Raw genomic sequence first — 20,364 nt, forward strand, 5'->3', positions numbered from 1 at the left:
GCCCATCGACCAGGCTGGTCGGGTGACAGGACCGCACTGCTCGAGACGAGTTCCAGGGGGCGGTGGATGATGGGACGGATCCTGCGCGGCCTCGCGGCCCTGCTCGTGCTGATCGCCGGTGTGGCCGGCGTGCCGCTGGCCCTGATCCTGCTGGGTGGCAATCCGTTCCCGAGCCGGCTCAGTTGGGGCGATCTGGTCCAAGCTCTGTTCCGACCCGACGACGGCACGGTCCTGATCGGCTTGATCACGATCATCGCGTGGTTGGCCTGGCTGATCTTCACCGCCTCGGTGTTCATCGAGGTGACCGGTCGGCTCGCCGGCTATCGGATCACGCTGCAGCTGCCGGGGATGGCGGCACCGCAGCGATTCGCCGCCGGACTCGTCATCGCCGTGGTCACCATGATCGGGACCCCGGCGCAGGCGGAGCCGGGGCAGCAACCGCCGCCGGCGGCCCGGGTGGTGCCGCTGGACCACGGCGACACCGATGATCGCCCCGGTGCCCGCCCGGCCGACGGAGGGTCTCGGGGTGATCATGACCAGGCCCGCGCCCGGCAGCCCGGGTCCGAATCCGAACGTGCCGATGAAGTCCGGCACCGGGTGAAGGCCGGCGACGATCTGTGGACCCTGGCGGAACGCTATTACGGTGACGGCTGGGAGTGGCGCAAGATCGCGTCGGCGAACCCGGAGCGACTGAGCGGCGGTCCGGACGTGCTGCAACCCGGCTGGATCCTGGTCATTCCCGACGTCGAACGACCGGCCGCGGCGGCCGCCAAGACCGTCCGGGTGCGGACCGGCGACTCACTCTGGGCCATCGCCGACCGGGCCTACGGTGATCCGGAGCGTTGGCCCGAGATCTACCAGGCCAACCGGTTTCAGCTCAGCGATCCGGACGAGCTCGAGATCGGCATGCAGTTGGTGCTGCCTCCCTCCGGATCCGTCGAGGACGCCGACCGCCCCGACCGGCGGCCGGAGGCGGGGGACGAGGACGGAACCGGTCCATCGCCACGGGATCGGGGCGGTCAGGGTTCGGCTCCGTCCGATCGGCAGCCGGCTCGGTCGGGCGAGCCGGAGCGATCGCCGGGTGGCTGGCTGCCGGCCGGCCCTGGCGATCGTGCGGGAGAGGAACGTGGCGCGCCACCGGCGGCCGGCCAGGATCCCTTGGCCGGGGCTCCCGCCACCCCACCCGGGACAGTCGATCCCCCGGCGGCCACCGAGCCGCCCGTCCCGAGCGAGGGGCCGATTCCGACGGGTCCGCCCGTCCCCGCAGATCCGCCCGTCCCCGCAGATCCGCCGGATTCGCCGGAGTTGCCCGTCCTGACGGAGCCGCCCGTCCCGAGCGAGGGGCCGATTCCGACGGGTCCGTCCGTCTCCGCAGAACCGCCTGTCTCCGCAGAACCGCCTGTTCCGACCGAACCGCCCGTCCGGGCGGACCCGCCTACCCCGGCCCGGAGCGATCCGCCCGTCCTGACGAATCCGGCCGAGCCGCTGGTGCCCACGGACCCGATGGTTCCGACTGGCCAGGGTGTCCCGACCGTGCTGGCCGGAGGTGGCGGCGCTGCGGCGGCCGACTCGGTCGCGTCCGAGGTCGGCCCGGCGGAGACTGCCGCCGTCGCCGGACTGGCCGGGGTCGGCGGGCTGTTGGCCGCGGCAGTGATCGGTGGTCTGGCGGCGCGCCGGCGGGTGCAGTTGCAGCGGCGACCGCTGGGTCGCCGGTTGCCGCCGCCCTCCGCGGCGGCCCGGGCGGTCGAGTCGGCCCTCGGTCGTTGGCAGCGACCACTGGGTCTGCGCGCCCTGGACCAGGCATTGCGGGCGATCTCGGCTCACTGTCACGCGACGGCGACGCCGCTGCCGCCGCTCCGCCTCGCCGCTGTCGGTGAGGACGAGCTCGAGTTGATCTTCGACGGCCCGGTCGACACCGCGCCCGCCGGGTTCACGGTCCGCGACAACTCGTGGCTGGTCACCGCTGACGACGTCGGCTATCTACGCACGATCCCGGGGTTTGCCGAGGCGACCCGGCCCTACCCGGCGCTGGTCGGACTGGGTACGGACGCCGCGGGCCGGCCGGTGCTGGCCGATCTCGAAGGAGTGGGGGTCCTGGCGGTGGAGGCCGAGGACCCGGCCCTGGCCCCCGCCCTGCTCGCGGCGATCGCGACCGAGCTGTCGTTCTCACCGTGGGCCGACGAGATGATCCTGACCCTGGTCGGCGATCACCCGGACCTTGCCGCGGCGCTGGGTCGGCACAACGTGACCCGGACCGACGATCTCGACGACCTGCTCGACCAGCTCGAGCAGCGGGCGCAGGTGCAGCGCCGGGAGCAGGCCGACGTTGCGGTGGCCCGGCTGCGCAGCGATCCGGACCTGGCCGACCCCTGGGCCCCGGAGATCGTCCTGGTCGACCGGCTGCCGACCGATCGCCAGCTCGATCGCATCACCGAGATCGTCGCCGGCCGGCCGGCGGTCACGATCGCCGTCGTCGTGCCCGGTGGGTCCGCGCGGGCGGAGTGGACGCTGCGGCTGCGCGCCGGTGAGCACCCGGCGGAGGCGGCTGACGTGGGGCCGGGGCGATCGGCGGAGGATCCGGCGGCCCGAGCCGAACCGAATGCTGCGGCCGCCTCCGGTGTCCAGGCCGAACTGCTGCCGATCGGGCTCCAACTCGAGCCGCAGCTGCTCCGGCCGGCGGCGGTCGATGCCGTGGTCGAGCTGATCGCGGCCACCGGCACCGAGGAGACCGACCCCGCGCCGTGGTGGGCGCACGAGGTGAACGGCCGGGAGCTGCCGCGTCGTCGGATGAGCGAGGGGTCGGTGCCGGACACCTGGCTCGAGCCCGCCCTCACCGACGAGGAGTCTCCACCACTCGGCACCGACCCGCCGGACAACGTCGCCCACCTCGGTCGGCGGCGTGGGGGTTGGGGAGAAGCAGCGGCGGAGCATCAACGAACGAGGGCAACCATGCAGGGTCAGGGAGAGCAGGGACCGGGACCGGTCCATCACCCGACGCTGCGAATCCTCGGCGCGATCGAGCTCGCCGGAGCCGCCGGCCCGGTGCCGCCACGCGCCGACAAGCAGTGCCTGGAGTACTGCGGCTGGCTGCTGGAGCATCCCGGCAGCACCGCTCGGGTGATGACCGCGGCGCTGGCCGTGGCCGAGGGCACCCGACGGTCGAACATGAGCCGGCTGAGGACCTGGCTCGGGGCCGCGCCGGACGGGGACCCGTACCTGCCCGATGCCTACAGCGGACGGATCGCGCTGCACACCGCGGTCAGTTCGGACTGGCACCGGGTGCAGATCCTCACCCTCGGCGGCGTCAACCGCGCCGGCGACGACTCGCTGTTCGCGGCCCTGGAGTTGGTTCGGGGTGCTCCGCTGGCTGATGCGGCGCCGGGCCAGTGGCACTGGGCCGAGGAGCTGCGGACCGACATGATCTCCGCGGTCCGCGACATCGGCGTCGAGCTCTGTCGGCGGGCGCTGGACCGCAATGATCTCGACCTGGCCCGCTGGTCGGCGGCCCGGGCCCTGGCGGCGGCGCCGGGCGACGAGCTGCTCCTGGTGGCCCGGATCCGGACCGAACACCAGGCCGGCAACCACGCCGAAACCGAGCGGCTGGCGCTGCAGCTGGCCGGTCACGCCCGGCAACTCGGCGTCGATCTCGATCCGGACACGGTTCGGGTGCTGCAGCAGGTGATGGAGGGGCAGGTCAGGGCACGGCTCGCGTAACGGTCGCGCCCGTTCAGCGCCGGGTCGCCTCGCGTGCGGCGGGTCTCCTCGGCCGTGCTCGGAGCGGTCAGGACCGGACGAGCCGGGCGATGGCCTGGGTCGCTTCGCTCAGCTTGGCGTCGGCTTCGGCGCCACCGTTCTCGATCGCGCCGGCGACGCAGTGGCTCAGGTGTTCCTCCAGCAATCCGATCGCAACCGATTGCAGGGCGCTGGTCATGGCCGACACCTGAGTGAGGATGTCGATGCAGTACTTCTCTTCCTCGATCATCTTCTGCAGTCCGCGGGCCTGGCCCTCGATCCGCCGCAACCGTTTCAGGTAAGCGTCTTTGTTGCTGATGTAACCATGATCATGTTCGTCGGTCATCGCTGCTCCTCCACCACTAACTTACCCCCCTAGGGTATATGGCTTCCGGGATCGCGTCGAGCGCCCCGGATTCGACATGTCGACATGTCCTCATGTCAATGGACTGCTTTGGTTATCCCCAGCCGTTGTGCGTAAGTACTGGCTTCCGGATGACGTTGTCAAGTTGGACGATGGTCGGCGGGGGGAGCCGAGAATCCTCTCCACCGATTTTCATCCACCGTGTGCAGCCAGCGTTCTCCCTAGTAGAAAGCGCTTTACCCAGGGGCTGGGGAAGTTGTCCCCAGATTCGTACCCAGGCTGCGCACAACGCTTCCGCGTGTCCTTCACAAGCATCCACCGGTTGTCCCCAGGGCCTGTGGATAACCGACTTTCCGGGTCACCCGGGTGGGGCGTACGGTTGCGCGAGTTGAGCGTGTTCGGGGGACGGTTCAGGTGCTGAGTCTGCGGGGATGTCAGTGCCTGGGCCTAGCGTCATCTGTCCAGCGGTCGTCGCCCTCCGGTGTGTTGTACCGGAACGGGCGGGCTGGCGGTGCGACCGTACTTGAGGAGGTTCCGCGACCCATGCCCGCCCGGATGGTTCCGGTCGGCATGACGTCGCGGACGGGACGGGAGGTGCGATGAGCGTTGCCGAGGTGATGCCGTCCTACAGTGACGGGCCGGCCCGAGGAGCCGACCGCACCCCACCGCAGGATCTGGCCGCCGAGCAGTGCGTGCTCGGCGCGATGCTGATGAGCAAGGACGCGATCGCCGACGTGGTCGAGGTCCTCCGCGGCGTTGACTTCTACCGGCCCGCCCATGAACTGATCTACGAGGCGGTGCTCGATCTGTACGGCCGCGGCGAACCGGCCGACGCGATCACCGTCTCCGACGAGCTGACCAAGCGGGGTGAGGCGACCCGGGTCGGTGGTGCTCCGTACCTGCACACGCTGCTGGCCAGCGTCCCGATCGCGGCCAACGCCGGCTACTACGCCGAGATCGTCCGGGAGAAGGCGATCCTGCGCCGGTTGGCCGACGCGGCGTTGCGGATCAGTCAGCTGTCGTACGCGGGCGAGGGCAACGCCGACGACATCGTGGACCGGGCGCAGGCCGAGGTCTATGCGGTGACCGATCGGCGGGCCAGCGAGGACTACAAGCCGCTGTCGGAGCTGATGCAGCCGACCCTGGACGAGATGGAGGCGATCTCCTCCCGCGGCGGCACCCTGGCCGGCGTGCCGACCGGCTTCGCCGAGGTCGACGAGCTGACCAACGGGCTGCACCCGGGGCAGATGGTGATCGTCGCCGCCCGACCGGGTTGCGGTAAGTCGACCCTGGCGCTCGACCTGGCCCGGGCCGCCTCGATCAAACACGGCCTGACCTCGGCGATCTTCTCGCTGGAGATGAGCCAGATCGAGATCACCATGCGGTTGCTCTCGGCCGAGGCGTCGATCCCGCTGTCGCACATCCGTGGCGGCCGGATGAGCGACGACGACTGGCAGCGGGTCGCCACCAAGATGGGTCAGGTGTCGGAGGCTCCGCTGTTCATCGACGACTCGCCCAACCTGACCATGATGGAGATCCGGGCCAAGGCCCGCCGGCTGAAGCAGCGCAACGATCTGAAGCTGGTGCTGATCGACTACATCCAGCTGATGTCGTCGGGCAAGAAGGTCGAGTCCCGCCAGCTCGAGGTGTCGGAGTTCTCCCGCCAGCTGAAGCTGCTGGCCAAGGAGCTCGAGATCCCGGTGGTCGCGCTGTCCCAGCTCAACCGTGGCCCCGAGCAGCGCACCGACAAGAAGCCGATGCTGTCCGACCTGCGTGAGTCCGGCTCGCTGGAGCAGGACGCCGACCTGGTCATGCTGCTCAACCGGCCCGACCTCTACGACAAGGAGTCCGAGCGGGCCGGCGAGGCCGACTTCGATGTCGCCAAGCACCGTAACGGCGCGACCAAGACGATCACCGTCGCCTTCCAGGGCCACTACTCCCGCTTCGTCGACATGCAGCACTGAGCGTCCGGGCCACGACCGATCCGGTCACGCGCCAGGCTCCGATTTCGGGCCGACCTCGGACAGCGCGGCGATCGCGGCCCGCGCGCCGTCGACCCAGGCGGGGTCGGAATCGTCGAACTCGACTCCCGGCCAGATCGCGTTGAGGTCGTCCGTGATGTTCGAACGAACCCCGGCGTCGTAGGCGCCGATCAGGCTGCGGCCGTGGCGGTTGGCTATCGGGAGGGCGGCGAGGCACTCCTTCAGTCGTTCGACGTAGTACGCGTCCAACCGACCGGCTGGGACGGACGTTGCCAGGGCTCGGCTGCGCTCGGCGAGCTGGGCGTTCACGGAGGCCGCGCGGTCTTGGTGTTGGACGAAGAGGTGTAGCCCGATGATCGCCACCGTCGCCGCCGTCAGGAGCAGGAAGTAGGCGACCCCCAGCGCGAGATCGAACCCCTCGGAGGTCGGCGACCGGTCCGGGGACGACGAGTCACCCCCGCCGGTGAACGGACTGCCGACCGAGGGTTCAGCCTGCACGCCGCCGCCGAGCACGTACGCCAGCAGGGCGGCAGTTGCGCCGACGAGGGCGAGCCAGCCGATCAGCATCCGGCCGCCGTAGGCCCGGATCACGCCCGGATAGGTCAGATGGAGCATGCGCGCACCGATGACCGCTCCGATGGCCAAGATCACGGTCAGTACGAGACTCGCCACGATGGACTGGAGCTCGCTGATCCCGGTCACCAGCCGCTGCCAGAGCCGTTGCCCGATCAGAGTCTCGAAGATCAGCACCAGGCCGATCAGGACGATCGTGAAGACGAGGTGGATCCAGCTGACCCGGTGCTTGATCTCCATCGGGGAGACGCGGCCGAGCTTGCCACTCCGGTAGGCCTTGCCGATCGAGGCAACGGCGCTGCCCAGGGCGATCCGGGGGATTTGCGCGATCTCGCGCACCGCGACCTGGTGCGGCAGGACAACGTCGACGCTGTCGGCGTCGCGATTGGGCTGGAGCCCGTCGGCGAGCCCGATTCGTTTCGCGTGATCGTAGGAGTCGGTGGCCGGGGACACCCGGATGGCCGAGCTCGCATCGCCGCGGATGACCGTGTCCTCGCTGAGGCGGAGCTTGCCGAGCAGGGTGTCCAGCTCGTCCGGCACCCGCGAGACGTGGACTCTGTGCTTCATGATCGACTCCTTCGGATCAGGTTGACTGGAATTCGATGGCTGCTCCGGTCCGCTGCCCCCACGATCTGTACACCGCGCGGAGCGTCGCGAGCTCGACCGGCGTGAGCACTGTGCCGCGGCCCAGTCCGACGAACACGATCCGAACGCCATCGAGGGCCGGGCAGAGAGCCGGGGGAAGACTGTCGACGAACCGGCCGGGAAACTCCGGATCGTTGAGTTGTTGGCGCCGGCATGTCCCGCTGGTCTCCCGGTTCGAGCAGCCGTCGGTGACGACCTGGATGAACCGGCTCCTCGGGAAGAGGGCATGCATCTCGGCGATCGCACCGAGGATGGCCGACCCTCCGCCTGAGGGTTCAGTGACGACGCACTCCTGATAGCGCGAGTAGCGGTCCGACAGAGCGCCGAGAAGATCTCGGCGGAACTCGGCGTCCTCCTCGGGGTTGGCCTGCTTCGCCAGTTGAATCTGAAGCGGAGCACACCTGGCGCCGGCGTTGACGCGGAAGAGATACACGATCACCTCGTCGCCGGGCGCGGCGTTCGCCACGGCCGTGAGGGTCCGCTGCCACCCGAGGTCGTCATGGCCTCCCTCGAGCGCCGAATCGGACACGTCGGTGATGATCAAGGACTGCTGTGCGCCGGCCGGTGGGTGGTCGGTCGATGGTCCGGATCCGGTCGACTGGATGGACGCGCAGCCGGAGATCACGAGGACGCACACGGCGACCAGGATCATGATCGACAGGAGGTGCTGGTTCATGGCCTTCTCCTTCGAAGTAAGGGAATGCGCTGCACTTGATCACCGGTCGCGGGATCGGGCGGCAGGTGACCTTCGAGGGGCTCCGGTAGCGGCGCGAGCCAGCCCAGCTCGGTCGCGGTCGCCCGGACGGCTCGGACGATCGTCAGCTGGCCCAGGTCGAGCGCGCGGGCCGGGACGGTGACCAGCGGGATCGCGACGTCGGTGAGGTGTTCGCGGTGTGGATGGTGCGACTTCCAGGCCGCCACCTGATTGTTGATCAACTGGTTGTACGCGGCCGCGATCGAGTGCAGCACGGCGGCGTGATCTTCGGCGGTGAGCTGGATCTGGGCCGAGGCCTGACGGACCCGTTGCCGAAGATCGGCGATGCGGCGGTGATCACGCTGCACCAGCTCCTCGGCTCGGTCCACCGGTCGGGTCATCGGCACCGGCTCGGTCTCGTACATGCGGGTCAGGTTGGCCAGCACGAACTCGACGCGGTCGCGCGAGGCCCGGATCCGTTCCGACTGTTTGCTGTACATCGCTTCCACAGCACGGATAGCGGTCGTGGTGATCGCCTCCGGCACCCGTGATGGTCTCAGCACGTCGGGATCGCCCCGGAGCCCAGCCTTGGCAGCGGCCCTGATCGCCTTCCGTACCGCCCTGTTGTTGATCTTCCAGACTTCGACGTGGTCCATGGCCGGCTCCTCACGTTTCGCTGTCATTTCCAGCGTTACCCTCGGCGGCTGGATCCCGAAGACGGCGTGAGGCAGCTGTGCACAATTGCGCCGATCTGTGCGTTTTTCTTGTTTCCCTGATCTTCAGGCACCGAGTCATTAGCATCGCGGTATGGCCGCAAGAGATCCTGCCTGGGCGAAATTCAAGGAGCTGCTGTCCACCGCCATGGTGGAACTGGGCTACACCGCCGGAAGCCTGTCGGGAGCACTGGGGGTCAAGCGGTACACGATCGAGAACTGGCGCCGGGGGAGCGCGAAGCCGAATCTCTCGCAACTGCGCGAGATCAGCCGGGCCCTCGGATCCGCTTCGGGCGACTATCGGGATGACCCGCTGCTGCTCCTGCGCGGCATGGGCATCCTCGGTCCGGCGCCGGAATCGGATGTCGTGATCGATACCGCGTTCCGGCTGATGAAGCTGCAGATGAAGATCGAAGAGGCCAGTGAACTCGCGGTGGCATCCGGCCGGAAGGGGGGAGCCGCACGGATCGTCCAAGCCGCTATGGATTCGGGAAAGTGGGCGGCGGCCTGCTGGCCCGCGACCGAGGGTCCACCGGACTGCCGGATGCGGGTCGCCGATCGGATCGACATCAGGCGCGTCGACGGAGCGGACATCGACAGCGACGACATCTGGGCGGATCCGACGATGAAGAAGGCGCTGCGATCGGCTCGTGCCTTCCCGCCCACCACGGCTCCGGCGAGCCCTCACTTGCGGCCCGAACGGTGGCCGAGCCCGGACGACCGGGCCAAGGTGTCGCAGTGGTTCATCAGCCATGTCGGAGCGACGAAGAGCCCCGTGGTGCCGAGTGCGAAGCCCGAGCTGCTGACGATTGCGTTCACCGCAACGACGGTGGACTCCTGGGTCAACGACGTCGCCAGCCTCACCGCGTTGCTGATCGGGTACGGGTTCACGAGCACGCGTGACATGGCCGTGGAGATCACCGGGACCACCTCCCACAGCGATGCCTCTCGGGCCAAGATCCATGAGCGGTATCTGCGTGAGATACCGCGCCGCCGGGTCTGGAGTCATGTGACGGGCACCGGGCCGACGCCGTTCGCCGACGCCGCCAAGGTCGTCAACGACCAGGTCTTCCGGGTCCACCTGGCTGAATCGGAGGACCTGCTCCGGGACAGCGCGACCGAACGCGACATCGACTTCGGCGAGCTTCGCGCGACCGCCGAAGCGGCCCGTCAACAGGCCCTGCGGCTGCAACACCGTGGCCGGCTGATGTTGATCAACACCCGCCTCTGCGAAGATCGGGATTCGCGGTGGCTCCAGGCCCTGAACACCGTGCGCATCGTTTACAAGGAGCTCGCCAAGCGCAGGCTGCTGCCGGACAACATCGCGGAGATCCACCAGACGCAGTGGTTGCGGGAACGGGACATCGTGGAGCCCTTGTTGGGCCATCTCGGCCTGCCCCGCCCGGCGATCACCGGGGTCGGGCCCGGCAGCTGACGCCGGCTACCGGCCACTACCGATCCCGGATCGCGATCAGGGCGGTCACCAGGGCGGCGGCTATCGGCACGATCATGATCAGGTAGGTGGCGCCGGTCGCCGGGCCGAGCGCGGAGAGCAGAGCCGTACGGGATTCTCGGTCGAGGACCAGCAGCGCGGCGATGCCGTCTCCGGCGAGCTCCGGTGCGCCGGCGTTGATCATGATCGTCAGGATGGTGGCGCTGGTCGCGATGCCGAGCGCGCTGGCGATCTGTTGCAGGGTGCCCATGATCGCGGCGCCGTGCGGGGTCTCGGCCGGGCTGAGGCGGCGCAGGGTGTCGGTCATCGCCGGCATGATCGCGGCGCCGGAGCCGACGCCGAGCAGCAGGTTGGCGATCATGATCACCGGGTACGACGCGTTGGCGGCGACGGCGGCGGCGAGGCCGGCCATCCCGACCAGACCGGTGACGATGCCGAACAGCACCACCCGGCGGGCGGAGACCCGGTCGATCAGCCGAGTCGCGACCTGCATGGTCAGCCCGGCGCCGAGGGCGGTGGCGATGCCGAGCGTGCCGGCCTGCAGGGCCGAGTCGCCGCGCACGGCCTGGACGTAGATCGGCAGCACCGTCCCGGTGCCGAAGTAGGCTGCGCCGAAGCCGAACAGCACGGCGGTGCCCGGTGCGAAGCCGGGGGAGCGGAGCAGGCGCAGTTGCAGCAGTGGGCGTTCGACCCGGAGCGAGCGGTGGGCGAAGCCGACCAGCAGGGCGGCGGCGACCAGCAGCGCGAGCAGCACCGGCCAGGACACCGCACCGCGGCTATCGCCGATCATGGTCGCCGCGAGCACCAGCAGGAGCACGCCTGGGACCAGCAGCAGCAATCCGGGCAGGTCCGGCCGCCGCCGTTCCGGAGCGGGCTGCCGGGGCAGCAGCCGGGCGGCGCAGATCGCGGCGATCAGGCCGATCGGCAGGTTGATCGCGAAGATCAGCCGCCAGGAGGCCGCGTCGACCAGCCAGCCGGCCAGGAACGGTCCGGCCAGCGGGCCGATCAGCACCGGCAGTCCGAGATAGCTCATCACCCGGCCACGGCGCTCCGGCGGCACGGCGCCGAGCGCGATCGTCTGCCCGACCGGGTTGAGCAGGCCGCCGCCGAGCCCCTGCAGCACCCGGAACGCGATCAGGGACTCGACGTTCCAGGCCAGCACACAGAGCCCGGAGGCTACGGTGAAGATGATCAAGCCGGCCAGGTAGACGGGCTTGGCGCCGAACCGGCCGATCAGCGCGGCCGAGGTCGGCAGCACCGCGACGATGGCCACGGTGTAGCCGGTGGTCACCCATTGCAGCACCGGCAGCGACGAGCCGAACTCGGCCACCATGGCCGGCAGCGCGATGATCGTCGCGACCATGTCGAGGACGACCAGCAGTCCGCCGAGGACCAGCACGACGGCCAGCCGGCGGACGCCGGTGGTGAGGCCGGGCGAGGTCCCGGTCCGGGGTGCGGCGCTGCTCACGGCTGCCACACGAACGGACTGGTCCGCCGCTGGTGCCGGAGCGCGGACGCCCACCAGCTGAGCTCGCGGATGCCGAGCCGGAGCGCGCGTACGGCCGTGGGGCCGGGCTGCAGCCGGCCGTGCTGATCGAGCAGCGACCATGGCTCGGCGACCCCGACCGCCTTCCGGGTGGTCACCGCGTGCAGCTCGGCGAACACGCTGCGCAGTTGCTCGGCCGCCAGCAGGCCACCGTAGACCCCGTAGGTCACCGGCAGCACCGGCTTGAACATCCACTCCAGGAAGTGACAGTCGATCGCGTGCTTCACCGTCGACGGGCAGCCACGGTTGTATTCCGGCGTGATGATCATGAATGCGTCGGCCGCCTCGAGGCGAGGCGAGATCTCACTCGGCTCACCCTTGCCACCCGGCCGGAGGTCGGTCGGGTCGGGCAGCGTGACCTTGGCCAGATCGATCACGTCGACCGCGAACTCCTCGCTCACCTCGAGCGGCTCGATCGCCCAGTCGGCTACCGCCGGCCCTACCCGCTCGGATCGGACGCTGCCCTGGAGGACGACGATCCGCAGCGGATCCGGCTGATCATGAGTTGGCATGATCAACACCGTAGAACTTCAATGGAGCTTTAAGTCAACAGCCGGTACGGCAGCCGGACCGTGACCGCGATCACCGCTGGTCAGGGCCGGTTACCGCGCGGCCCACCAGGCCCGGAAGCGGTCGAACTCGGCTCGTTCCGGATCGTCCAGGTCGGACCAGGGTTGCAGCTCCGGCAGCCGTCTGCTGGTCGCGGTCCAGTCGCCGCGGACGGCGGCGTCGGCCGTGATCAAGGAGCCGGGCATCGCTCCGCCGTGCACCAACCGGGCCTTGGCTTCGATCAGGCCGATCGAGGTGTCGCGGGAACAGAAGTAGACGTTGTCGAACTCGGGCAGCACGACGCTCGGCCGAGGTGACTGGTCGATGATCGGATCAACGTCGTAGGCCGCACCGGAGCGGCGGTCGGCGACCTCGGTCAGGACCGGTCCGAGCCGGGTCAGTCCGGACCAGTAGGTCGCGTCCGCGACGGTGCGGGGGCCGAACGCGCGGAGGAAGGATCGGATCAGGTCGGCGGTGCCGGCAGCGGCGTCGCCGAGGGGTTCGCCGATCGCCTGATCGGCCAACAGGTATCGGGTCCGGCCCGGGCTCCAGCAGGACTCGTCGGCCAGCTGCACGACCGGCAGCAGCAGCCGAATGGCGAACCCGAGCCGGCGCGGCTCCGGACCCGGGAACGACGGGCTGAGCGCGTCACCGATCTCGGCCCGGGTCAGGCCGGGCCGCTGCCTCAACAGCTCGGTCCCGGCGGCGAGCAGTCGATCATGGTCGACCTGCTGCCACAGGCCGGGACAGAAACCCCGGACCGTCCGCTCCAGCATCGGCTGCAGCGCCGGCCGCCAGGCCAGGTATTGCCGGCGGGTCACCAGGTGCACGGTGCCGCGGAGCAGATTCGCCTTGATTAGTCGGTAGTCCCGCAGGGCCTCGTCGAGCCTGGGCAGAGAAAGCCGAGCCAGCCGGGTCCACAGCCCGACGATCGGGCCGTGGGCGGTTTGGGCGTTGAGCCCGGCCACGGCCTCGACGAGATCCTCGGCCGTACGCCGGGACCGTTGTCCCAGCGCCTGTCGGCGGAGGAAGGATTCGGGTTCGTGCATCGGGCCCATTCTGGGCCACCGGCTGGCAGGATCGGGGTCATGCCGCAAGATCACGATCGGCCGAAACTGCAACGGGTCAGCTCCAGCAGCATTCGCGCCGTCGGATACGACGACGAGCACGGACGCCTGTTCCTGGAATACACCAACGGAGGCCGGTACGTCCATTTCGGCGTACCGGCCTCCGTGTATCGCGACCTGCTGGCGGCCGAGTCGATCGGCGCGTACGTCAACCGGGTGATCAAGCCGCGCTATCCGGTCGGCGACGCCGACTCCTGACCGGCCGGCGATCGGCGGGGTCAGGAGCCGGCCGAGATCACCGCAGCTCGGCGACCTCGGGCTCCGCGGCCGGTTCGCCCGGCTCCTCGGGCTCGATCTTGGTGGTGCGGAGGAAGGCCGCGAGCACGATCGCCGCGATTCCGATCAGCGCGGCGACCCCGAACGCCAGCTGGATGCCCTGGTTCTGGGCCGCCAGGTCGGCGGTCCCGGACGCGGCGGCGGTCTGGGCGCGGATGGTCATGATCGTCACCAGCAGCGCGACGCCGGCGGCGCCGGCGACCTGTTGCAGGGTGCTCAGGACGGCGCTGCCGTGCGAGTGCAGGTGCGGCGGCAGCGGGTTCAGGGCGGTGGTGAAGGCCGGGGTGAACATCGAGGCCAGGCCCAGCGACAGGATCAGGTGCAGTCCGAGGAGCTGCCAGATCGGGGTGTGTTGGTTGACCGTGGTCAGACCCCACAGGACCAGCACCATGACGGTGGCGCCGAACATGGCCAGCGCCTTCGGCCCGTACCGATCGAACAGTCGGCCCACGATCGGGGCCAGGACGCCCATCAGCACGCCGCCCGGCAGGACCAGCAGCCCGGTGGTCAGCGGGTCGAGGCCGCGGATGTTCTGCAGGTAGATGGGGAGCAGGATGATCGACCCGAACAGCGCCATCATCGCTACGCAGAGCAGTCCGACGCCGGCGCGGAACATGCCGTAGCGGAACACCCGCAGGTCGAGCAGCGGGTTCCCGGGCCGGTAGAGCCGGGTCTGGCGCCAGACGAAGATGATCAGCGAGATCACGCCGATGGCCAGCGCGGCCAGGGCGAGGGCCAGGCTGCCGCCGTGGCTGACCTCGCCGAGCTGGCTGAGGCCGAACACGATGCCGCCGAAGCCGGGCACGGAGACCGCGATGGAGAGGAAGTCCAGCCGTGGCTTGGACCGTTCGCCGACGTTGACCAGTTTGAGTGCCCCGTAGGTCAGCGCGATCAGCGCGATCGGCAGCACCAGCAGGAACATGAACCGCCAGGACAGGAATTGCAGGATCAGTCCGGACAGGGTCGGCCCGATCGCGGGGGCGACGGAGATCACGATGCTGACGTTGCCCATCACCACGCCGCGGCGGGCGACCGGGACCAGGCCGAGCACGGTCGTCATCAGCAGCGGCATCATGATCGCGGTGCCGGAGGCCTGGACGACGCGGGCGAAGAGGAGCAGCTCGAAGCCGGGCGACACCGCGGCCAACAGGGTGCCGGCGGAGAACAGTGACATGGCCAGGATGAACACCTGCCGGGTGGTCAGGCGTTGCAGCAGGAACCCGGTGGTCGGGATCACGATCGCCATGGTCAGCATGAACGCCGTCGACAACCACTGACCCAAACTGGCCGTGATGTGCAGCTCGCCCATCAGCTTGGGCAGGGCCACCCCCATGATCGTCTCGTTCAGGATCACGACGAACGCCGCAATCAACAGGGTGACGATGATCTTCGTGTGCGAGGCGGAGTTGCCGCTCGGTGTGGTCGCGTCGACGGGCTGGGTTGGCGCGGTCATCCGGTGGTCCTTCGTGACGTCTGGCTGGGTTGGGTCAGCAACGGCGCTGGTCATGCGTGGTGTGACTGGTCGTCGGACCGAAAGTCATCGGGTTGGAACGTCTTTCCACGGGGATTTAGTCCCGTCGTGGGCCCAGAAGATCTGAATCCGGCCGGCCGGACGTCCGGGCGCGTGACTTTCTCACATGGCGTCAACGATAGGTGCCCCCACCGACAACCGTCACGAGGTTTTCGAAGCCGTCTCCGTGACCCGCCTCACGGGCATCTCCCAGGGAGCCTGCGGCAGTGGCTTGCCGGTCTCGAGCAACGACTTGAGGTTGGCCAGCACGGCCGGCCAGCCGTTCGCGGCGCCCGCGGCGGGATCCATGTTCTCGTGGGTCACGGTGAGGCGCACGATGTCGCCGTACGGCTCGATCTCGAAGCCGACCCGCTCCGAGTCCGCGGTCTCCGGCGCCCCGTCCTCGACCCAGTTGAACAGCAGCCGTCGCGGCGGGTCGGACTCGATGATCGTGCCGCCGCCGTCGTTCAGGCCGCTGCCGTCGATCCGCCGGTGCTCCCAGCGCGAGCCGGCCTTCCAGTCGGTCGAGACGTTGCTGTGGCCCCAGTAGGAAGCGGACAGCTCGGGATCGGTGATCGCCTCCCAGACCCGCTCCGGGGTGCTCTCGATGTAGGTGACGTAGACGTAATCGGGCTTGTTCGTCATCTCGGCTCTCTCCTTCATGGACGCGAGCGCGGCCAGTCGCGGTTGCTCGAACCGGCCGATCCAGCGCTCCTGGATCTCGTTGATCGGCACCGGGTTGAGGTAGTGCAGCTTGTGCCGGCCCCGGCGCGTCGTGCTGATCAGGTTGGCCGCTTCGAGCAGAGCGAGGTGCTGCGTCGCGGCCTGCCGGGTCATCGCGACCCGTTCGCACAGCTCGCCGAGGGTCTGCCCGTTCCGCTCCCGCAGGCAGTCGAGCAGGAACCGGCGGGTCTCGTCCCCTAGCGCCTTGAACACCTGATCCATGGACACGCTTCGACCATAGGCAGGTAAATGCCTGCATGTCAATCAGCGACGCGGCCCCCTTCCCGGCCGAGTTGTCAGAACTGAGTTGTGCCCTGACACAGCTCAGTTCTGACAAGTCGGTGAGACTGGGAGTGGCACGTTTCAATCGGGGCGGGCAGGATGGTGCAGCATGACTCGCCGGCTCCGTGTCGATGATCAGCCCGCACCGCTCGCGGTGGCCGGGGACCAACCACGATTCAGCTGGGTCGGGCCGGCGGACGAGGGGCGGATCCGCGTCTGGCCCGCCGCGAATCCGGAGCACCCGGTCTGGGAGTCGGCGGTGGTCGGCGATCCGGCCACCGGCATCGCGTACGCGGGCGCGCCGCTCGAGCCGGGCACCCGGTATCGGTGGCGGGTCGAGGCCGGGACTTCGACCGGCGCGGCCGAGTTCCGGACCGCACCGGCCGACTTCCCGTCGGTCGGTCGCTGGATCGGTGCCCCGGCCGGTGCCGAGGTCGCCGAGCCGGTGCTGCGCCGCGCGATCCGGATCGACCGGCCGGTGGCCGAGGCGGTCTGGCACGTCTGTGGCCTGGGCCTGCAGCGGCCGGCGATCGACGGCCGGCCCGCCAACGATCACCGGCTGAGCCCGCCGTTCGCCGCGTTCGACCGGACCGTCTGGTACGTCAGCAGCGACGTCACCGGGCTGCTCGACGTGGGCGAGCACGAGCTCGAGATCACCCTCGGCAACGGCTTCTTCGCGCTGCCGACGCCGAACGTCTGGAACTGGCATCAGCCGCCCTGGCTCGGGCCACTGTGCGCCGTCGCCGAGCTCGAGTTGATCTTCGTCGACGGCAGCCGCGAGGTGATCGGCACCGACGACCGGTGGACCGTCAGCCGCGGCGGCACCACGCTGAACTGCTACTACGCCGGCGAATCCTTCGACGCCATGCCGCCGGCCGGTGACCCGCTGCCCGCCGCGGCCGCAGAACCGCCCGCGGGCCGGCTGCGGCCGCAGGCCCATCCGCCGGTCCGGGTGACCTGGACCGGGGCGCCGAGCTGGACCAGGGTCGGCGATTCCTGGGTCGCCGACTTCGGCCGGACCACCGCCGGCTGGGTCCGGCTGCACACCGATCAGGCTGCCGGGCAGGAGGTCATGATCACCTACGCCGAGACGCCGGACGATGACGGCCTGCTCCGGCCGCGGACCGGTCACGTCGAGGGCGACCGGTTCCAGGTCGACAGCTATCGCGGCAACGGCGAGCTTGATCAACAATGGGAGCCGCGCTATTCCTACAAGGGCTTCCGGTACGTGCAGCTGGACGGGCTCAGCCACCTTCCCGATGCCGGCACGCTGATCGCCTGCGAGGCGCACAACGACGTCGATCGGGTCGGTGCCTTCGAGTGTGGCGAGCCGCTGTTCGGGCGGTTCGCGGACGCGATGGCGCGGACGATCACCAACAACCTGCACCATCTGCCGACCGACACCCCCAAGTACGAGAAGAACGGCTGGACCGGCGACGCCCAGCTCGGCGCCCCGACCATGCTCGGCTTCTTCGATCTGCGCACCCTGCTGGGCAAGTGGCTCGATGATCTTCGGGACAGCATGACCGCTGAGGGCGCGTTGCCGGTGATCGCGCCGACCGCCGGCTGGGGTTACCACCAACTGGCGCCGTCGCCGGAGTGGACCACGGTGTATCCGTACCTGTTGCGCGAGTTGTACCGGCACTACGGTGACACCGGCCTGCTGGTTGATCACTGGCCGTCCATGATCAAATATCTGGACTGGGAGCTCGGCAAGCTGGTCGACGGCCTGCCGATCTCCGCCCTGGGCGACTATCTGGCGCCGGGCACCCACGGCGTCGGCCCCGACGACTCGGTGCTGACCGCCTCGGCCTTCCTGATCCGGGCGCTGCGGGCGGCGGTGGAGATCGGCGAGCTGATCGGCCGGCGCGATGAGGTCGTGCGGCTCGGGCATGCCGCTGACGATGTGCACGAGCGGCTGCTGGCCCGCTGCCTCGCGCCGGAGCGGGACGCCATCGTCGTCGGTGATCATTACAGCCAGACCGCGAACGCGACCGCGCTGGTGCTCGGCCTGATCCCCGACGATGCCGCGCCCGCCGTCGCGGCGCGGCTCGCCGCTGATGTGACCGAGCGCGGCAACCATCACAACGTCGGCTGCATCGGCGCCCAGACTCTGCTCAAGGCGCTGACCTGGCACGGCCACGGCGAGCTGGCCCTGGCAGTGGCCCGGCAGCGGACCCATCCGAGCTGGGGCTACTGGTTCGACCAGGGCGCCGACACGATGTGGGAGATGTGGGACGACGAGGTGCGCTCGCGTGATCACTACTTCCACGGCACCGTGGTGCAGTGGCTGATCGAGGACGTAGCCGGGCTGACCTGTGGTGATCATGGATGGCGTACGTTCCGGGTCCGACCCTGGCTGCTCGGCGATCTTGATCATGCCTCGCACGCGATCGACACCGTCCGCGGCCGGGTCGCCGTCCGCTGGTCCCGTGCCGGTGATCAACTCCGGCTCGACGTGACCGTGCCGACCGGCGCTACCGCCGCGGTCTCCGTGCCGGGGGTGGAGTTGACCGCCCCGGCCGGTGTCGAGCGCAACGCCGACGGCGAACAGGTGATCGGCACCGGGACGTGGACCTTCACCGCCACGCTGGGGTGATCATCGAGGTCGGGCTTCGCTCCGGTCACCACAGGTAGAAACGGCTGGGCGGGTCGGGGTTGGTGCGGAAGTCGCCACAGGTAGAGAAATGTGCCGGTCCCGGCTGTTTGGGGGTGCGGAAGTCGCCACAGGTAGAGAAATGTGCCGGTCCCGGCTGTTTGGGGGTGCGGATGTCGCCACAGGTAGAGAAACGTGCCGGTGCCGGCTGTGGGGTTGGTGCGGAAGTCGCCACAGGTAGAGAAACGTGCCGGTCCCGGTTGGTTGAGGGTGCGGAAGTCGCCACAGGTAGAGAAATGGTCCCGGGTCCCGTACGACTGCTTGGTGTCGGACCGGGTCGTGGCCGTCGGCGACCAGGCACGGATCGTCAGGGCGTCGCTCCCGTCGGCAGCGGGAAGGTGGCGCGGACCGACCAGCCGTGGGGGGCGCGGGGGCCGGCGACGAAGGCCCCACCGGCGCGGTGCACCCGTTGGGCCATGCCGGGGAGACCGTGGCCGGGAGTGATCGCGGTGCCCGGCCGGGCCGGGCCGTCGTCGTCGACGGTGAGGACGAGAGTGCCGCCGTCCCGGGCCAGCACGATCCGCGCCGTCGATGCGCCCGAGTGTCGGATCACGTTGGTCACCGACTCCTGGACAACCCGGAACGCATCGTGCGGGATCCGCTCCGGGCAGGCCGAGTCGACCTCGACGGTGATCGCCGGCAGCTGATCGCCGGCCTCGCGGGCCAGCGCCCGGAGTTCGGCCAGCGGCACCGGCGGTGCCGGCTCGTCGGCGCGCAGCAGCTCGAGCAGCCGCCGGATCTCGGCCAGCGCGACCGCCGAGGTGTCGGCGATCGACTGCAACGGCTCGGCGGCCGCGGACGATCGGTCGGCCAGGGCGCCGACCGCCCGCAGCCGGATCGAGCTGAGGTGATGGCCGACCGAGTCGTGCACCTCCCGGGCGATCCGGGTGTGGTCCTCCGCCCGGATCCGGCGATGCGTGGCCTCGCGCAACTGGGCCTGCTCCCGGGCGCGGTCCCGCTGCATCCGCAACACCCAGCCCAGGGTGACCGGCAGCAGTGCCGAGGCCAGCACCATGAACACGTCCGACGCGGCCGGGGTCAGGCGGCCGACCAGGCCGAACCACAGGAAGATCACGATCAGCGCGGCCAGCGCCGGCCGCCACCAGCCGCCGCGGTAGTAGGAGGCCGAGGTCGCGGCGACGAACCCGATCAGGACCGGCAGCCCGCCCCGGAACGTCGGGACGCCGAGCGTGCCGGCGAGCACCATCACCGCCCCGATCGTCACCGTGCTGAGGATCGGGAAGCGGCGCCGGACCAGCAACGGCGCGCACAGACAGGTGACCACCGCGATGTGCAGGCCGAGGTCGCCGGCCGTCCACGGCACCGGGTTCGGCGGACCGGCGTCGGTCAGCCTGTCCAGGGCCGGCAGCAGCACGATGATCAGCCAGGCGGTCGCCGCCAGGATCGCGTCCTGACCGAGCGCCGGCAGCCGGCGCCAGGCAGCCGGAACCCCCGGCCCGTCCCGCCGCCGCTGCCGGATCACCGACTCGCTCACGCCCACCTTCTCCCGATCGCCCCACCCAAGCCGACTTGTCAGAA

At 69.8% G+C, this 20,364-nt stretch carries 15 protein-coding genes; 5 read left to right on the forward strand and 10 right to left on the reverse strand.

What is annotated here, in order from left to right; genetic code table 11:
• Positions 1 to 66 precede the first annotated feature (66 nt).
• Complete coding sequence (locus FNH24_RS26270; RefSeq protein WP_152365210.1) at positions 67 to 3,714, forward strand: LysM peptidoglycan-binding domain-containing protein; 3,648 nt, start codon at positions 67 to 69, stop codon at positions 3,712 to 3,714.
• Between the two features lie 67 nt (positions 3,715 to 3,781).
• Here FNH24_RS26270 and FNH24_RS26275 read toward each other — a convergent pair whose 3' ends face one another.
• The gene (locus FNH24_RS26275) at positions 3,782 to 4,078 is read right to left on the reverse strand and encodes a metal-sensitive transcriptional regulator (protein ID WP_152365211.1); all 297 of its coding nucleotides are present in this window, start codon (positions 4,076 to 4,078) and stop codon (positions 3,782 to 3,784) included.
• Between the two features lie 635 nt (positions 4,079 to 4,713).
• Here FNH24_RS26275 and dnaB point away from each other — a divergent pair.
• Positions 4,714 to 6,060: a replicative DNA helicase gene (gene dnaB, locus FNH24_RS26280; RefSeq protein WP_425486917.1), complete on the forward strand. Its 1,347-nt coding sequence runs from the start codon at positions 4,714 to 4,716 to the stop codon at positions 6,058 to 6,060.
• A gap of 24 nt (positions 6,061 to 6,084) precedes the next feature.
• On the opposite strand, the gene FNH24_RS26285 is transcribed toward dnaB, so the two are convergent.
• The 3 genes from FNH24_RS26285 to FNH24_RS26295 are packed head-to-tail and all read right to left on the reverse strand — an operon-like array spanning position 6,085 to position 8,646.
• Positions 6,085 to 7,218 carry a hypothetical protein gene (locus tag FNH24_RS26285; protein ID WP_152365213.1) on the reverse strand — a complete coding sequence of 378 codons (1,134 nt, stop codon included), beginning with the start codon at positions 7,216 to 7,218 and terminating at the stop codon, positions 6,085 to 6,087.
• Positions 7,219 to 7,234: 16 nt separating this feature from the next.
• A complete protein-coding gene (locus FNH24_RS26290) occupies positions 7,235 to 7,948 on the reverse strand; it encodes a hypothetical protein (protein WP_152365214.1) in 714 nt (237 codons plus the stop codon).
• Positions 7,949 to 7,968: 20 nt separating this feature from the next.
• Positions 7,969 to 8,646: a hypothetical protein gene (locus FNH24_RS26295; RefSeq protein ID WP_152365215.1), complete on the reverse strand. Its 678-nt coding sequence runs from the start codon at positions 8,644 to 8,646 to the stop codon at positions 7,969 to 7,971.
• A 151-nt stretch (positions 8,647 to 8,797) separates the two neighbouring features.
• On the opposite strand from FNH24_RS26295, the gene FNH24_RS26300 reads away from it, so the two are divergent.
• Positions 8,798 to 10,138 carry a helix-turn-helix domain-containing protein gene (locus tag FNH24_RS26300; RefSeq protein ID WP_152365216.1) on the forward strand — a complete coding sequence of 447 codons (1,341 nt, stop codon included), beginning with the start codon at positions 8,798 to 8,800 and terminating at the stop codon, positions 10,136 to 10,138.
• A 16-nt stretch (positions 10,139 to 10,154) separates the two neighbouring features.
• Here the strand turns inward: FNH24_RS26300 and FNH24_RS26305 are convergent, their stop codons facing one another.
• From FNH24_RS26305 to FNH24_RS26315, 3 genes are all read right to left on the reverse strand, one after another.
• A complete protein-coding gene (locus tag FNH24_RS26305; protein ID WP_161606321.1) occupies positions 10,155 to 11,624 on the reverse strand; it encodes a DHA2 family efflux MFS transporter permease subunit in 1,470 nt (489 codons plus the stop codon).
• Complete coding sequence (locus FNH24_RS26310; RefSeq protein ID WP_152365218.1) at positions 11,621 to 12,214, reverse strand: NADPH-dependent FMN reductase; 594 nt, start codon at positions 12,212 to 12,214, stop codon at positions 11,621 to 11,623. The genes FNH24_RS26305 and FNH24_RS26310 overlap by 4 nt, the downstream gene beginning before the upstream one ends.
• A gap of 90 nt (positions 12,215 to 12,304) precedes the next feature.
• Positions 12,305 to 13,300, reverse strand: coding sequence for a DNA glycosylase AlkZ-like family protein (locus FNH24_RS26315; protein WP_161606322.1), 996 nt, complete (start codon positions 13,298 to 13,300; stop codon positions 12,305 to 12,307).
• A 39-nt stretch (positions 13,301 to 13,339) separates the two neighbouring features.
• Between FNH24_RS26315 and FNH24_RS26320 the strand changes: the two genes are divergently transcribed.
• Positions 13,340 to 13,576: a KTSC domain-containing protein gene (locus FNH24_RS26320; protein WP_152365220.1), complete on the forward strand. Its 237-nt coding sequence runs from the start codon at positions 13,340 to 13,342 to the stop codon at positions 13,574 to 13,576.
• Positions 13,577 to 13,613: 37 nt separating this feature from the next.
• On the opposite strand, the gene FNH24_RS26325 is transcribed toward FNH24_RS26320, so the two are convergent.
• Both FNH24_RS26325 and FNH24_RS26330 read right to left on the reverse strand, forming a co-directional pair.
• On the reverse strand, positions 13,614 to 15,107 hold the full coding sequence (locus FNH24_RS26325) for an MDR family MFS transporter (RefSeq protein WP_152365221.1): 1,494 nt from the start codon (positions 15,105 to 15,107) through the stop codon (positions 13,614 to 13,616).
• Between the two features lie 219 nt (positions 15,108 to 15,326).
• Entirely contained in the window at positions 15,327 to 16,109 is a 783-nt protein-coding gene (locus tag FNH24_RS26330; RefSeq protein WP_152365801.1) for an ArsR/SmtB family transcription factor, read from the reverse strand.
• 169 nt (positions 16,110 to 16,278) lie between these two features.
• On the opposite strand from FNH24_RS26330, the gene FNH24_RS26335 reads away from it, so the two are divergent.
• Positions 16,279 to 18,768, forward strand: a complete 2,490-nt coding sequence (locus tag FNH24_RS26335; RefSeq protein WP_152365222.1) for a family 78 glycoside hydrolase catalytic domain — start codon at positions 16,279 to 16,281, stop codon at positions 18,766 to 18,768.
• A 364-nt stretch (positions 18,769 to 19,132) separates the two neighbouring features.
• Here the strand turns inward: FNH24_RS26335 and FNH24_RS26340 are convergent, their stop codons facing one another.
• Positions 19,133 to 20,320: a sensor histidine kinase gene (locus FNH24_RS26340; RefSeq protein WP_152365223.1), complete on the reverse strand. Its 1,188-nt coding sequence runs from the start codon at positions 20,318 to 20,320 to the stop codon at positions 19,133 to 19,135.
• Positions 20,321 to 20,364 lie beyond the last annotated feature (44 nt).

It is taken from the genome of Microlunatus speluncae (genome assembly GCF_009299835.1).
GTDB classification, from domain to species: Bacteria; Actinomycetota; Actinomycetes; order Propionibacteriales; family Propionibacteriaceae; genus Microlunatus; species Microlunatus speluncae.